The organism is Microbacterium sp. CGR1 (genome assembly GCF_001266755.1).
In the GTDB taxonomy this organism is placed as follows: domain Bacteria; phylum Actinomycetota; class Actinomycetes; order Actinomycetales; family Microbacteriaceae; genus Microbacterium.
In genome coordinates this window covers 277998-293343 of the sequence record NZ_CP012299.1, presented here as the reverse complement: position 1 = coordinate 293343, position 15346 = coordinate 277998, and the positions used below count along the sequence as shown (strand labels likewise).

The following is a 15346-nucleotide window of genomic DNA, read 5'->3' as shown; positions in this document are numbered from 1 at the left end:
GCGACCGCGCGCGCGGATGTGCGTCTCAGAGATCCGCGTGGAGTCCCCACACACGCTCGGCCGCGCCGAGCCAGGAGAACGACCTCGATCGATCCGCGCCGAGCACGCTCAGACGCCGTGCGCCGTCTCCGACCGCATCGACGACGGCCTCGGCCATCTCGGTCGACGGCACGATCGCGCCCCCGTCAGCGATCACATCCCGATGGACTCCGCTGTCGACGGCGACCACCGGCACACCGAGGGTCATGGCCTCGACCGCACGCCATGGCCACGCAGCGCGTGGGCTGGTCGCGACCAGCGCCGACGCCCCGGCGAAGACGGCCGCCCGATCCTCCGTCGACAGTGCGCCGCGGATGTGGGCCCGCGCTTCAGGCAGCCCTGCGGCCACTGCGACCTCGACGAGTCGCGGTTCTGCCCCCTCCGGAGCGTCGAGCACGACGGCATCCCCGCCGGATGCGACAGCTGCCCGGAAGCCGTGCTCGAGCGACTGCGCCGATCCGGTGAGCAGCACATACCCTTCCGTCAGGGACAGAGCGGCTCGTCGTTCTCGCGCGTCGAGGGGCATCACCAGAGCAGTTGGGGCGGCCCCAGGGATGACGCGGATCCGTCCGCTCAGCTTCGCGATCTCCGCCAGTCGCTCACCGACCGAGTGGGAGGGCACCACGACGGCATCCGCGTGCTTGACGGCTCGCTTCAGCATCGCCCGCTGCCAGGCGACCACGGACTTGGTAAGCGAATCCGGCTCGTCCCACGCCTGCAGATCCCACAGCGTGACTGTCGTCTGATCGAGGTCGTGTAGGCGGTCGTGACGCACCAGCGGAGCCATCAGGGTCGGCGAGTGGATGAGCCCCCCGCCCACCCCGGGGACGATGCCCAACTGCCAGGACGCCGCGAGCTCGCGCCGCGCGAGTGACAGTCTGCGCACGTCGACCAGACCCGGGATCTGCACGTCGACGCCCGACGGGACGATGGCCTCGACCTCGCACCCGGAGGGGGCGGTCGAGATGAGCGCAGCGGTGAGGTCCGACGCCGCTGAGGCGTGGTCCGCGTGCACGACATGCGTCAGCTGATCCAGAACAACACGCAGCCGAGCACCCATGCGACAACAGTAATCGCCCACCCGCCCCGAACCTGGGAGCAGCACCGGGTGCGCGGAGGATTGCGGGGCCGTTCGCCGCCGATATCTCGCTTCGTGCTTGAATGCAGGGGTGAGTGACGGACGCCTGCCTGTACGTCGTCGATGGTTGCGGTGGACCATCGGCGCGATCGTGACCCTCGTCGTGCTCGCGATCGGCTGGGTCGGCATCCGTGGGATCGGAGCCGTGAACGATCTGCAGCAGGTCTCGGCGGCGTCGTCGAAGCTCAAGCAGGCGATCGGGCAGGGCGACCTCGACACAGCCGCAACGCTCTCTGCGCGCATCGCTCACCACGCACGGTCCGCGCACGACCTGACATCCGATCCGATCTGGTCAGGCTTCGGTCTGCTGCCCTGGCTCGGACCGAACTTCTCGGCGGTGAGCGACGTCGCCGAGATCGCCGACGACGTCGCGTCGGACGCGCTCGTTCCGGTGCTGGCCGCCGCTGAGGAACTCGATCTGGCGAGTCTGGGACTCTCCGGCGGAGTGGTAGATCTCACGCCTTTCGCGCAGATCGAGCCCCCGTTGGCTGAGGCGAGTGCCACGCTGACCTCTGCGGAGACGCGAGCGCTCGACATCGACGCGGGCGCGACGATTCCTCCGCTCGCCGATGCCGTGCGAGAGATGCGATCGGCCGTCACGCAGGCTGCCACCGTCGTGGGAGCGCTGCATGGAGCGTCCGCGCTGCTGCCGAGCATGCTCGGCGGAGAGGGTCCCCGCAACTATGTGCTCGCGATGCAGAACAATGCCGAGCTGCGATCGTCCGGCGGCATCATCGGGGCGATCGCCCTGCTGCACGCCGAGAACGGCCGGATCACGCTCGTGCAGCAGGCCTCCGTTCCGGACTTCCCCTCCCTCGACACGCCGCTGCCGTTGAGCGAGTCGACCGTCGCCCTCTTCGAGGACAGCCCCGGTCGGTATATGCAGAACCTGACGAGCATTCCGGACTTCACCGAAGCGGGCCCCGCGATCGCGGCGCGGTGGCAGAACCGATTCGGGCACCCCATCGATGGCGTCATCGCGGTCGACGCCGTGATGACGGAGAACCTCGTCGCAGCCACGGGCCCGCTCACCTTCGGGCCGTTCAGCGCGACGAAAGACACCGTCGTGGGCCTGCTGATCTCGGAGATCTACGCCAGCGTGCCCGATCCGGCGGCGCAGGATGAGATCTTCTCCCAGGCGGCGGGAGCGCTGCTGTCCGCTGCACTGACCGAAGCGGCCCCGAAGGATCTCGTCGCCGCCCTCGCCGAGTCGGCCGACGAGGGACGCATCCGCATCTGGAGCGCGCATGAGGACGAAGAGGCGATCCTGTCGGCGTCGACGCTCGGCGGGGCGCTGCCCGAGGACGGCCCCCAGACCCACGTCGGCGTGCTCTTCAATGACACGACCGGCGGGAAGATGGACTTCTACGCGGACGCGGCCATCACGACGTCGATCGGCACGTGCGACGGCGAACCGACCACGCAGGTGACGGTGACCTGGAAGAACGACGCGCCCGCGGACGCCGGGACGGCGCTGCCGCCATACGTGACCGCTAACGGGTTCTACGGAGTACCCGCCGGGTCGACCAGGACCCTGATCACCGTGTACGGCCCCGAGGGCGCGACCCCGTCTCATATCGATCGCGACGGAGAAGAGGTCAGTGTGCAAACGGCTCTGCTCGGCTCCCGCTCCGCCGTTCAGCACGAGGTGCTGCTGGCTCCGGGCGAATCGTCGACGATCACCGTCGAATATCAGGGAACCGGCGCCGGAGAACGACTGACGGTGGTCGATCACACGCCCATGGTCACCGCACCCGACGTGTCCCGCGAACAACTGCGTTGCGCGTCGTGACTTTCCTGTTTCGATGATGTAGGGTCATTCTCACTGGGGAATATCTGAGTTCTGCAATTCTGTCGTGGGGACAGGAAGAGCTCACGCAGTCGGATGCAGGGGTGTATCCGAAGGCGATTCCGCGTGTATTTCTGGGGAGAATCATGCTGAAGAAACTGGCTGCCATCAGCCTTACCGCTGGCGTACTCGTGCTCATGGCACCTGCTGTCGCCTCCGCCTCACCGGTCGTTCCGACCGAGTCCGACTCGTATGCCGGCACGCCGCGGGTGAGCGTCGATGATCCGATCATCGACATCTGCGAAGTGTCCACCGTCGTCTTCGGCGCAGGCTATTTCCTGCCGTCTGAGAACGTCGGAGTGTCGGTCTCTGGCCTCAACGCGGGCGACTCCGCTGTCTCGGGCAACACGGCCGCGGCGGACGGCAGCCTCGTCGTCACCTTCCGCCCGCCGGCCGACGGCGAGGGCTCCTACGCACTCGCCTTCGACGGGTCGCGGTCGTACACGGCGACGATCACCGTCTCGCACGGCCACGATTCGGCGGTGAGCTGCGACCACGATCCCGGTGTCGCGGCCGCGGGCACGGAGCTTCCGCTCACCGGCGGCGGGCTCGAGCTCGCCCTCACGGGCGGCAGCGTCTCGCCGTGGGTTCTCGGAGGTGGGGCAGCTGCTCTGGTGGCTGGTGGAGTTCTCGTCGCCACAGGCGTCACGCGCCGTAAGCGCGCCTAGGTCAGGTCCCCGCTTTCAGCGGGAACCGACTGGACGACGGTGATCCCTCCCCCTCCGATCACCGTCGTCTGGTGAATCCGGTCCTGAACCGGAGGCCCACGGCCGCCACCTTCACTCTCAGGTGGCGGCCGTGGGCTCACTCATGTGCACCGGCCGTTCGAGGGAGAACATCCCGATCGACGTCACCGATCACGGAGTCGGCGTCGGCGTCTCCGTCGGCGGGTGCAGCGTCTGCCGGACCAGCTCGTGGATGTACCCGTAGTCAGGGGTGTGCTCGTCCACCCCGTTGTCAGGAGTGAGCTCGATCGTGGCGACGGTCTGCTCCCGGGCCTTCGTCATCAGGTCGAAGAACTCGGGCAGCTTGTCCTGAGGCAGATCGGTGCTGATCAGCGCGGTACCCGCGGCGGCCACCTCGTTGAAGCGCGTGAGCACCGTCTGCGGGGTGAACTGCGCGAGGATCGCCTCCTGCAGTTCGCGCTGGCGCTTCATCCGATCCCAGTCGCTCGTCGTGTACCGCGATCGCGCATACCACTGCGCCGTGTCACCGTCCATGTGCTGCTCGCCGACCTCGATCCACCCGATCGCCCATGCGTCGACGTCATACGGGTCGGTGCCCTCGGGTGGGCCACCCTTGGGCAGCCGCTCCGTCACAGTGATGTCCACACCGCCGAGCGCGTCGACGAGCGCAGCGAAGCCGTGCATGTCGACGAAGACGTAGTACGGGATCTCGATGCCGAGAACGCCCTCCGCCGCATCCTTGGTCGCCTCGATGCCGGGATCGGAACCGTGCGATGCGGCGTCCGGGTACAGGCCGGTGCCGTTGTCGTCACGGCAGATCTCTGCGGCATTGCGCACGTGGTTCATCCAGCCGTTCCAGCCGCACGCGCTGGAGCTGTGACCCTCGAAGCCGTTCGGATACAGAGCCTGCATCGGGCTTCCCTCGCTGAAGGGTGCATTGGGCAGCTCGCGCGGGATCCCGGTGATCGTCACGGCGCCGGTGGTCGCGTTCACCGAGACCACCGAGATGCTGTCGAACCTCATCGAGTCTCGGCCCTCGCCGCTGTCCGCTCCGAGCAGCAGGATGTTGTAATACCCCTCGCTCGGCGGCAGGCTGGGCCCGCTCTGTCCGAAGATCGTGCTGATCGTTCCCCGGGCTGTGCCGACGTACGACGCCGCGTATGCCGTTCCGGTTCCGACGAGACCGAGCAGAAGCAGGGCGACGAGTGGGATCGCGAACTTGGACGGGCCCGGGACCCTGACCAGTCGGACGAGCCGCAGCACATCGAAGGTGAGCACCACCCACAGCACGAGGTAGGCGATCAGCAGCACCTGGACGAGAGTCAGGATGACCGCGGAGAACCAGCCTCCGCCGACCGTGAGCCACAGCAGTACAGGACGAGCGAACAACGCCAGCCCTGCGCCCACGATCACGAGCAGCCATGCGGTCAGCGTCGCCCCGAGACCGAAGCGTCCGAGCCTGCGATTGCCGGCGAGAACCTGGGCAGAACCGGGCACCAGCAGGTTGAGCAGCACCAGCCACCACCCGCGTTTGGTCATCATCCCCGCATCGGCGGTGTTCGGATGCCGGATCGGGCGGCTCTCGATCAATGGTCGCGCCGTACCTCGCGGCGGCGCAAGGGTCACAGGGACCCCTTCAGCCGATCGTTCTTCTCCTCGACCTGCGCTTCGAGGTCGAGCGCGTAGGCCTCGACACGATCGGCGAGGTCGTCGTCGGAGGTGCCGAGGATCCGCGCCGCGAGGATGCCCGCGTTGCGCGCTCCCGCTATCGACACCGTCGCGACCGGGATTCCGGCGGGCATCTGCACGATGGAGAGAAGCGAGTCCATCCCGTCGAGGTACGCGAGCGGAACGGGGACTCCGATGACCGGCAACGCGGTCATCGAGGCCAGCATCCCGGGAAGATGAGCGGCCCCGCCGGCACCTGCGATGATCACACGGATGCCGCGACCGCGCGCTTCCCGCGCGTACTGCATGAGCTTGTCGGGGGTGCGGTGCGCCGAGACGACCTCCACCTCGTGCGGGATAGCGAAGTCGCTCAGCGACTGAGAGGCGTCGCTCATCACGCGCCAGTCGGAGTCGGAACCCATGACGACGCCGACGAGGGGCGCGGTGGAGGAGTGCAGTGGCTCAGTCACCCACTCAGGCTACGGTCTGGTGCTGGGAGAAACCCCGAACGGCACACCCCTGACCGCACGCTCAGTCGAAGTGCGCCGCCGCGGCGCGCGCGACGTACACCGCGTCATCGAGGTCGTCGCCCGTCACATTGACGTGCCCGACCTTGCGACCCGGTCGCGGGCTCTTTCCGTAGGTGTGGATCTTCGCCGACGGATGCTCGGACATGGCTCCGGCGAAACGGTCGCCGAGCGTGCCGGTCTGCGGCCCTCCGAGGATGTTCACCATCACGGACCACGCCGCCTGAGGCGCGGTGTCGCCGAGGGGCAGGTCCGCGACAGCGCGCAGGTGCTGTTCGAACTGCCCGGTCACTGCGCCGTCCTGGCTCCAGTGGCCGCTGTTGTGCGGACGCATGGCGAGTTCGTTCACGAGGATGCGCTCATCGTCGGTCTCGAAGAGCTCGACCGCGAGCATCCCGGTGACCCCGAGTCCTTCCGCGATCGATCGACCGATCTCCTCGGCGACCCGGACGAGGCGCTCGGCCGCATGAGGCGCCGGCGCGATCACCTCTGCGCACACGCCCCCGCGCTGCACCGTCTCGACCACCGGGTAGGCGACGATCTGGCCGCCCGGACGACGAGCCACCTGCTGCGCGAGCTCGCGCACGAATCCGACCAGCTCCTCGACCAGCAGCGCCTCGCCGTCGGCGAGCCCGTCGAACCAGTCCTGAGCCTCGCCGGCCTCTCGGACCACGCGGACTCCCTTGCCGTCGTATCCGCCGCGGGGGGTCTTCACGACACCCTGCCCGTCGTGCTCGTCGAGGAATGCCTGCAGCTCGGAGGAGTCGCGCACCGGCGCCCAGTCCGGCTGAGGAACCCCGAGCTCTTCGAGCCTCGCCCTCATCAGGAGCTTGTCCTGGGCGAACTGCAGGGCGTCCGGCCCCGGGTGCACGGCGACCCCGTCTGCGACCAGTGCCCGCAGCACCTCCTGCGGCACGTGCTCGTGGTCGAAGGTGACGACGTCCACGTCGCGGACGAACGCGCGGACGACCTCGAGGTCGTGGTAGTCGCCGACCGCCGTCGCGGCGAGCTGCGCGGACATCCCCTCGTCCTCAGCGAGCACCCTCAGCTCGAGTCCGAGCTCGACCGCCGGAGCGATCATCATCCGAGCCAGCTGGCCTCCACCGATCACACCAACGCGCAGCGCCATGGGCCGCCTCCATTTCGTCCTGACCATTCTCGCGCATCGGCGCGCGCGCCGTTCACGCGTCCCGCCCGACGCGGTACCGCGCTCAGAATCCGGCAGTGCCGTCGTGACCTGACTGCGCATCGCGGTGCGCCAGGATCTGGCTCACCTCGATCTGATCGGCCAGTGTCTCGTGCACGAGCGTCACGTTCGGGACATTGGGCAGACGCAACGGCGCATCGACCCCGTTCGAGAGGGTGATCGTTCCGACGCCCCACATCCGCTGGATCATGCCGCGGCGGACGCCGATCGTGTATCCCCGAGCGTGCGACATCTCCCGCCGGTTGCGGGCGCCGACACCGTGATTGACGATGACCCTCCGCGTGGTGAGAGTAACGGAGCGCGAGTACCAGATGACCCAGGGCACGACGACCAGCAGGAGGACGATCGCTCCGGCTGCACTCAGCAGCATCCAGTTCTCGAACGGCGCCGGGAGGTTGTCGTAGAAGAAGGACGTCGCACCGAAGACGGCGATGAGCACGAGCGCCGACCAGAAGAGCCTCCGGGCGTGAGTGCGGAACCGGGCGATGAGCAGCTCTTCCGCGGGCGCACCCGGCGGTGGCATCGTCGGCCTTCCGCCGAGAGTCACGGGCTGAGTCACCCCTCCATTGTGCCCGCAACCGCCGACATCGCGGCTCGCGCGCCGGGCGTGTCAGACTCACGCCGGACGGACGTGCACCACATCTCCGGCAGAGATCGACGTGTCGGAGCCCTCCGCCTGCACGACGAGCCGACCGTCCACGTCGAGTCCGGTGGCTCTTCCGACGAGGACGGAGTCGCCGGGAAGGGAGACCCTGATGTCGAGACCGATCGTGGCGCACCGCTCGGTCGCGGCGGCGTGGAGACCGCTCGAGACGGCGTCGCCCGCTCCCGCGAGCTCGGCGACCAGCTGATCGAGTGCGCGCAGGTAGGTGGCGAGAAGCCTGTCGGCGTCGGCCTCGACGCCGAGGATCGCGAAGGACGTCGCGGTCGGCACCGGAAGCTCCGACCCTGTCATCGCCGTATTCACACCGGTTCCGACGACGACGGCATCCTGAGTCGCCTGCGCCAGGATTCCGCAGATCTTGCGACCGTCGACCAAGATGTCGTTCGGCCATTTGACCGCCACGTCGTGGTCGGGAAGCTGTTCGGCGATCGCATCCGCCATCGCCACTCCGGCCGCGAGCGGGATCCAGCCTCGCGAATCCGCCGCTGAGGGCAGCCTACGCAGCAGCACGGAGACGGCGAGCGATGCGCCAGGCGCGGATGTCCAGGAGCGGCCGAGTCTGCCGCGCCCCGCCGTCTGGTTGTCGGTGAGGACAACGGACAGGTGCGGCGTCGACGGCGAATCGCGCGCTCGCTCGCTCAAGATGTCGTTCGTCGAGCCTGCTTCGGTCAGCACCTCGAGACGTGAGGCGACCGCGGCAGTGAGTGGAAGGTCCACGTCAGACCTCCTCTTCGTCGGCCTCTTCGTCGTCATCGTCCTCATCGGTGCGCACTGCCCCGATCTCGTTCGCCTGCCAACGATCCCACTTCTGCATGAGCTGCGCGATCGCGGCGTGGAACTTCTCCGTGGCCACTCCGGGGGTCGTGTCTCCGAAGTAGTGCTGCACCCACATGCGCAGCCTCGCGATGGCGACCTCGTCGGCACGCACGCGTTCCACCTCGGCGACGATGTCACCCGCAGCGCCGGCGTCGAGCCATTCACAGTCCGACAGGTAGCCGTTGGTGTCGATCGATGCCCTCTCGTCGGCCGGCCGCGTGATCATCAGCGGCTTGCCTACTGCGAGGCGGTCGTAGACCATCGCCGAGATGTCGACGATCGCGACATCGGCGGCGGCCAGCTGCCATCCGAGCTCCGCGCCGTCGTCGTAGACGTGCTGTGCGGACGTATCCGCGGCGTTGGCGGCCGCGATGGCGGCGATGATGCGTCGGTGCGCGGCACCGTACGCGTCGTCGATCACGCCGCTTCGCGGGTGCGGGCGGTAGATCACGCGGTGCCTCTCCGATGCGAGCAGCGTCGTGACGAGGGTCTCGCCGTGGGTGGCGATCGACCCGTAGTGCGCGCTCGGGCGGTCGCCCTCCCACGTCGGGGCGTAGAGCACCACGGTGCGCTCGTCCGGAACGTACGGCAGCGTGCCCGAGTAGTGGTCGGCCTGCGGCCGGCCGATCTCGATCGTCCGTCGATCGATGTCCCAGTCCCAGAGAGTCCGTGACAGGCGGTCACGGGCAGCCTGTCCTGCGACCAGGGCGTAGTCGTACGCCTTGTACTGATTGGTCGTCATGTACATCTTGTCCGACTCGCCGTGATTGATGAACACGTGCCAGCGCCTGCCGTAGCGGAACATCTGGAAGTTGCGGGTGTTCTGATTCACGTAGAGGACGACACGGATGTCCTGCGTGCTGAGGAAGCGTTCGAGATCACGGATCGTAGGGACGAAGGCGACGGGAGGACCGTCCTCGTCGAGCAGCTTGTCGGCGCCCGTCGCCGACCGGGACAGCACGACGACGGGCCAGTGCTTCGACAGCTCCACGAGAGGGCGATACCACTGCCGCATCTGGTACATGTTCACGTCGCCGTCGGCGAAGTACACCGCCACCTGGTAGTGCTCCGGCGGGTGCGGTTCGCGCTCGGCGAGGCGCCGCCGCACTCGCTGCACAGCCTTGCGCGAGGCGAGCGCCCGCTTCAGCAGACGGTAGGCCTTCTTCGCATCGGACACAGCACCCATCCCTCCAGGATACCGAGTGCGGCGGCTCGCCCCGCCTGACGCCTTCCGAGATCACCGGTGCCGGGAATCAGCGAACGCGCGAGAAGCGCATGCCATGATCGTCATGTGCCTGACAACGACATCGCCGCCCCGGAGAACGGAGTGTCTTTCGTCATGCCCGTGCTCAACGAGCGCGCCTATCTGGAGCACGCAGTCGCCTCCGTGCTCCAGCAGGAGCTCACTGTCCCGGCCGAGCTGGTGCTCGCGCTCGGGCCTTCCACCGACGGCACGACAGAACTCGCTCAGCGCCTGGCCGCCGGGGACGCGCGGATCCGGCTCGTCGACAACCCCGCAGCTCACATCCCGGTCGGATTGAACGCCGCGATCCGGGCCAGCCGCTTCGCGACCATCGTCCGCGTCGACGCCCATTCCGAACTCGCTCCGGGCTATGCGGCCCTCGCCCTCGCGACTCTCGAACGCACGGGTGCCGCGAACGTCGGCGGTGTGATGCGCGCTGACGGGCGCACGCCGTTCCAGACCTCCGTCGCGCGCCTCTACAACTCCCCCGTCGGCCTCGGCGGGGGGGCCTATCACGGCGGCACCCACGAGGGCGAGGCCGAATCCGCCTACCTCGGCGTGATGCGTCGGTCGGTGCTCGACGAGGTCGGGCTCTTCGACGAGTCGATACGTCGCGGAGAGGACTGGGAGCTCAACCTCCGCATCCGCCAGGCAGGACATCTCGTCTGGTTCGATCCCGATCTCTCGGTGACCTACTGGCCTCGCGAGAGCTGGCTGCGCCTCGCCCGTCAGTTCCGGGCCACGGGCGCGTGGCGCGGCGAACTCGTGCGACGATACGGACGCCGCAACGGCATCCGGTACTTCGCTCCCCCGGCGCTCGTCGTCCTCGTCGCGGCCGCTCTCCTCACCGGCGTCCTGCAGTTGACCGGCATCCTCTCCGGCGCTCTCTCGCTCGTCGTCGGGGCCGTGGTCTATCTGCCGCTGGTGGCGTATCTGCTGCTCGTGGTGGGCGTCGCCTGCCTTCCCGGCGGTGGCGGGCTGCGCCAGAGACTGTGGACACTGCTGGTTCTGCCCACCATGCACCTCTCCTGGGGCCTCGGCTTCATCGAGGGCGTGCTGCGCGGCGCCCGCGACACGGTCGACGCGTCCCGACTCGGCACCCGCAACACGCCACTCCCCTGACGCGCCGCACCGCCGACCGGCTCACCGGGTGACGTACCCCTGGTCCAGGATCCGCGCGACGACCCGCTCGGCGGAGCGACCGTCATCCCGCGGGTTGAACTGCGCCCGCCAGGCACGATATCGCTCCGCATAGACGTTCCCGTGCTCGCCGTCGGCGAGTGCCGCGACCAGTTCATCCTGCGTGCGGACCAGAGGGCCGGGGGCGCGGGTCTCGAGATCGAAGTAGAACCCACGGAGCTCTCCGCGATAGTGGTCGAGGTCGGGCACGAGGAAGAACATCGGCTTGCCCGTGACACTGAAATCGAACATCACCGAGGAATAGTCGGTGATCAACACGTCGGCGGCGAGCAGAAGCTGCGAGGTCTCGGGGTATCCGGTGACGTCGATCACGCGAGCGCCCGCTCGGTCCCGTCCCGTGTCGATCGTGCGCGAGTGGCCGCGCACGAGCACGACGGAGTCCGTCTGCCTGGCGAGCGCCTCCGCGTCGATGAAGTCGACCATCTCGGGTCGGTCGTCGCGCCAGGTGGGCGCATACAGCAGCACGCGCTCGCCGTCGGCGATGCCCAGGTCCGCGCGGATCGCTGCGGCATCCCCGGTGACCAGAGCGTCGTTCCGCGGATATCCCTCGACCCAGATGGGCCGTCCGAAGAATGCGTACGCCTTGCGGAGAATGCGCTCGGAGTAGGTGTTCTGTGCCAGGAGCACGTCCCAGCGTCGAGACTCCTTGATGACCGCCGCCATCCGTCGAGGAGCGAACCCCGGACGGTGCAGCGCCAGCCGCTTCAGGGGCGTGCCGTGCCAGGTCTGCAGCACCTTCTGGCCGGGCTTGCGAGCGAAGCGGCGGCGCAGCCAGTCATTGACCACGAGCAGGCGGGATGCCGCGCGGGCACGCCACCACTCCGGGCTGCCCTCGACCACCGCGATCGCCCCGTCGGGAACCGCCACCGACAGGTCGACCACACTCCAGTAGCGCGTGACGTCCGGCGCCTGCGCGAACAAGGCGCGGTCGATCGCCTGCGGGTTGCAGCCGACGGCACGTCCGTAGAAGCTCTCGAAGAAGACGGCGTTCTCGGTCGCCCCGGGATGCGCGAGGTAGCGGCCCTCGAGCGTCGCCTGCCCCTCGCTCGTCTCATAGGCGGGATCGATCGGGGCCGCGATGCGCACGGTCGTCCCGTCGACGGCGACGCGCACGCCGGTCAGCACCTCCGCTGCGACGAGGAGATCACCGAGCTCCACGTCGGCGATGTGCAGCTCGTAGTCCCCAGTCGGCAGGGGAAGCTCAGGGCCGCCCCACCGTGCTGCGCGCAGCGGGAACGTCGCCTTCCAGGTCTTGCCTCCGCCGGTGATGCGCGCGCCGACCCGGGCGCGCGGCCCGATCAGCTCGGCGGTGGTGGGGCGCTGGCCGGCGCCTGCGATGACCAGCGTCTCTGCCGCCTCATCGATCCGGGCCGTGGTCATGCTGCTCCCTTCGGCGCGGGGATCCCCCGCGCACGGATTGTCTCGTAGACGCGCCGGGTGTTGCCGCCGTCGCGGAAGGCGTGCATCTCCGCGCTGAGCGTATCCGAACGCTCGGCGCGTGCAGAGAAGAGGTCCTCGTCGTCCAGAAGTGCAGACAGCTGCGGCAAGAGCGAGTCCCAGCCGGTCGCGGCGTCGTCGCCGGCGACGTCCTGGAACCGACCGTAGAAGCCTCTCGTCCGCGCGTAGTCCTCGGCGTCGGGAGCGAGGAACAGCACCGGCATTCTCAAGAGTCCCACGTCGTACGCCATCGAGGAGTAGTCGGTGATGAGCACATCGATCGCCGGCAGCACCGGCGTGACGTCGGTCAGCAGGCCGGAGCCGAGCATCCGCACCCTTCTGCTGGGCAGCGGAGGCGCATACCCGCCCTCTCCGAGCGGGTGGGAGCGAACGAGCAGCACGGCATCCCGCTGCTCGAGCATCTGGATGATCCGCACCCACTGAGTCGCCGACGGGACTGCGGGATCATCGGCTCCGTCGCGCCAGGTCGGGGCGTAGAGGATCGTCCGAGATGCGGTCGGCAATTCGCCGACGACGCGCGCCAGCGCATCGGACGCGGCGGCCCGACGCTCGGTCGGGTCGCCTGCGGACAGCACGTCGACGCGCGGCTCGCCCGTGACGACGACGCGGCCGTCGCCGAGCGCGAAGGCCGACTCGAGCCGACCCCTCGACCGGTGCGATGCGGCCGGGAAGACTCGGATCCGCTGAGCGGCTCGGCGGTACAGGAAGCCGACGAGACGACGCAGCAGCGGCGCACCGGGGACGTCCGGGACCTGCGTGGTCGCGGGTGAGTCCAATCCGATCCGCTTGAGGGGGATGCCGTGCCAGAGCTGCACGACGAAGGCACCGGACACCGCATAGCGGTTGACGTCGCCGAGGCCGTGCGTGACGACGACGACGCGGGCACGCGCCGTCGCCCACCACCCTCGCAGGCTGCCCTTGCGCATCGTGCGGAGGCCGAGCGCCGCGGCATCGCGGTCTTCCCGATCGGAGGACGTGAGCCACACGGTGTCGTGCCCCTCTGCTGCGGCGACACGGTGCAGGGCGAGAGCCCCATCCCCGACGCCAGCACCGCACCCGAACACCCATCGGGCGCCGCGCGGAATCACGAGGGTGCCGGCGCGTCCGGCGAGGTAGAGCGGTATCCGAAGCAGCTTGGCCGCATTGCCGGAGCCGAAAGAGAAGGACGCCACCCCGCGAGCCTATCGCGGGGTGGCGTCCTTCTCGGTGAGCACGGTTGCCGGAGTCAGCCGGCGAGGTCGCCCAGGGTCACATCGGCCTCGTATTCCTTGCCGCCACGGATGTAAGTGACCTTCGCGTCGCTGCCCCCGGCTGCCGCCCGCACCTGCGCCGTGAGGTCGCTGGCGCTCGTGATGGGCACGCCGTTGAACGCGGTCACGATGTCATCGGCCTCCAGCCCGCCGGCCGCGGCAGCGCCGCCACCGGTGACATCCGCGATGTAGGCACCCGACACGTCGGCATCCTTGACGCTGGCCGCATCCTGCACCGACGCCCCGAGCAGGCCATGGGTGGCTGCGCCGTCGGCGATGATCTCCTCCGACACCCGCTGAGCGATGTTCGCGGGGATGGCGAAGCCGATCCCGATGGATCCCGACTCCTCCGAGCTCCCGGAGCTCGCGATCGCGACGTTGATGCCGATGAGCTCGCCCTTGCTGTTCACGAGCGCTCCGCCGGAGTTGCCGTGGTTGATGGCGGCATCCGTCTGGATCACGGCGATCGAGATCGACTCCGACGTCTGCTGCGAGGTGTTGCCGGGCAGATCGAACTGGAACGGGCCCTCGCCCTCCTCAGGCGTCTGCTGCTCGTTCTGCGGAGCATCTTCCGAGGACGAGTCCGGAAGCGCCGACGACGCGATCTGGATGCTGCGGTTCAGAGCACTGACGATTCCGGTCGTGACCGAGTTCGACAGGCCGAGCGGCGCGCCCAGAGCCACCGCGGTGTCCCCCACGTTGAGCTTGGAGGAGTCTGCGAAGTCGATCGGGGTGAGATCTGTCGCGTCCTCGAGCTTGATGACGGCGAGGTCGTAGATCGGGTCGGTCCCGACGACGGTCGCCGAGAAGATGCGGCCGTCCGACGTGGTGACGCGGATCGTGGGATCGGCGACTGCGCCGCCGAGCGTCACCACGTGAGTGTTCGTGAGCACGTAGCCGTCGTCGCTGATGATGACGCCCGATCCGCTGCCGCCCTGATCGGAGCCGGCCACCTCGATGGTGACGACCGACGGGAGCGCCGCGGTCGCGACGGCCGTCGTCTCGTTGACGGAGCCGGGGTTGTTGACGGTGATGGTCTCGGGACCCTGGGCGACGCCCGTCGAACTCTGGTCGGAGATCCCGTTGAGGATCGCTCCGCCGCCGAAGCCCGCGACACCGCCGACGAGCGCAGCCGCCACGACGATCGCGGCGAACTTCACTCCGGCGCGCGGCTTCTGCTCTTTGACCTTGACGGAGCCGTCGACCGGCTGCCCGGCCTGAGCTCCGGTGTGCAGACCGAACGCCGCACCGGGAGAGGCCGCGGCCGGTCCGCCGACCGGGCCCGATGCGTGGCCAGGGTGGTGACCCGGCGCTCCGAGGTACTGCTGGGGGACGGTCTGGGCGTCCGGCGCCACAGGGGCGGTCGGCGCCTCGAATGCCGCCGCGGGTGACGATGTGAACGTCGCGGGAACGTGGTGTCCCTGATATGGCCCCGGGGCGGCGACGATGCCGGGGGTCTGAGCGGCGGCATCCGTCGTCGAACGGTCGACGACCTCTGCTGCCTCGGTGGACGGCGCTGCGTCATTCGACGCAGGTGCCGTGTGGTCCTGGGTGCTGTCTTCGTTCATGGTGTGTGCTCCTTCAACAACGCCCTCTCAGAG

Annotated in this window: 13 protein-coding genes; 3 read left to right on the top strand and 10 right to left on the bottom strand. The window is 68.8% G+C overall.

The genetic code is table 11. The features are described from left to right. Nucleotides 1-25: 25 nt before the first annotated feature. Complete coding sequence (locus AKG07_RS01345) at nt 26-1099, bottom strand: glycosyltransferase (RefSeq protein WP_053095620.1); 1074 nt, start codon at nt 1097-1099, stop codon at nt 26-28. Nucleotides 1100-1208: 109 nt separating this feature from the next. Between AKG07_RS01345 and AKG07_RS01340 the strand changes: the two genes are divergently transcribed. Both AKG07_RS01340 and AKG07_RS01335 read left to right on the top strand, forming a co-directional pair. Further along, on the top strand, nt 1209-2969 hold the full coding sequence (locus tag AKG07_RS01340; RefSeq protein ID WP_053095619.1) for a DUF4012 domain-containing protein: 1761 nt from the start codon (nt 1209-1211) through the stop codon (nt 2967-2969). A gap of 143 nt (nt 2970-3112) precedes the next feature. Next, nucleotides 3113-3694: a hypothetical protein gene (locus AKG07_RS01335; protein ID WP_053095618.1), complete on the top strand. Its 582-nt coding sequence runs from the start codon at nt 3113-3115 to the stop codon at nt 3692-3694. 189 nt (nt 3695-3883) lie between these two features. Here the strand turns inward: AKG07_RS01335 and AKG07_RS01330 are convergent, their stop codons facing one another. The 6 genes from AKG07_RS01330 to AKG07_RS01305 form a co-directional block, all read right to left on the bottom strand. Further along, complete coding sequence (locus AKG07_RS01330) at nt 3884-5338, bottom strand: LCP family glycopolymer transferase (RefSeq protein WP_053095617.1); 1455 nt, start codon at nt 5336-5338, stop codon at nt 3884-3886. Continuing rightward, a complete protein-coding gene (gene purE / locus AKG07_RS01325; RefSeq protein WP_053099056.1) occupies nt 5335-5802 on the bottom strand; it encodes a 5-(carboxyamino)imidazole ribonucleotide mutase in 468 nt (155 codons plus the stop codon). The genes AKG07_RS01330 and purE overlap by 4 nt, the downstream gene beginning before the upstream one ends. A gap of 109 nt (nt 5803-5911) precedes the next feature. Further along, nucleotides 5912-7156: a 5-(carboxyamino)imidazole ribonucleotide synthase gene (locus tag AKG07_RS01320; RefSeq protein WP_445928294.1), complete on the bottom strand. Its 1245-nt coding sequence runs from the start codon at nt 7154-7156 to the stop codon at nt 5912-5914. Then, nucleotides 7119-7673: a PH domain-containing protein gene (locus tag AKG07_RS01315; protein ID WP_053095615.1), complete on the bottom strand. Its 555-nt coding sequence runs from the start codon at nt 7671-7673 to the stop codon at nt 7119-7121. The genes AKG07_RS01320 and AKG07_RS01315 overlap by 38 nt, the downstream gene beginning before the upstream one ends. 57 nt (nt 7674-7730) lie before the next feature. Continuing rightward, nucleotides 7731-8495 carry a biotin--[acetyl-CoA-carboxylase] ligase gene (locus AKG07_RS01310; RefSeq protein ID WP_233277300.1) on the bottom strand — a complete coding sequence of 255 codons (765 nt, stop codon included), beginning with the start codon at nt 8493-8495 and terminating at the stop codon, nt 7731-7733. Between the two features lies 1 nt (nt 8496). Further along, a complete protein-coding gene (locus tag AKG07_RS01305) occupies nt 8497-9780 on the bottom strand; it encodes a CDP-glycerol glycerophosphotransferase family protein (protein ID WP_053095613.1) in 1284 nt (427 codons plus the stop codon). 153 nt (nt 9781-9933) lie between these two features. Here AKG07_RS01305 and AKG07_RS01300 point away from each other — a divergent pair, with 153 nt between their 5' ends. Further along, nucleotides 9934-10959 (top strand): glycosyltransferase, encoded by a 1026-nt coding sequence (locus AKG07_RS01300; protein ID WP_053099055.1) that lies wholly within the window; start codon nt 9934-9936, stop codon nt 10957-10959. 21 nt (nt 10960-10980) lie between these two features. On the opposite strand, the gene AKG07_RS01295 is transcribed toward AKG07_RS01300, so the two are convergent. The 3 genes from AKG07_RS01295 to AKG07_RS01285 are packed head-to-tail and all read right to left on the bottom strand — an operon-like array spanning nt 10981 to nt 15313. Continuing rightward, nucleotides 10981-12417, bottom strand: coding sequence for a CDP-glycerol glycerophosphotransferase family protein (locus tag AKG07_RS01295; protein ID WP_053095612.1), 1437 nt, complete (start codon nt 12415-12417; stop codon nt 10981-10983). Continuing rightward, on the bottom strand, nt 12414-13667 hold the full coding sequence (locus AKG07_RS01290; RefSeq protein ID WP_053095611.1) for a CDP-glycerol glycerophosphotransferase family protein: 1254 nt from the start codon (nt 13665-13667) through the stop codon (nt 12414-12416). Before AKG07_RS01290 ends, AKG07_RS01295 begins: the two co-directional genes overlap by 4 nt. A gap of 53 nt (nt 13668-13720) precedes the next feature. Then, nucleotides 13721-15313 carry a S1C family serine protease gene (locus AKG07_RS01285; RefSeq protein ID WP_053095610.1) on the bottom strand — a complete coding sequence of 531 codons (1593 nt, stop codon included), beginning with the start codon at nt 15311-15313 and terminating at the stop codon, nt 13721-13723. Between the last annotated feature and the right edge of the window lie 33 nt (nt 15314-15346).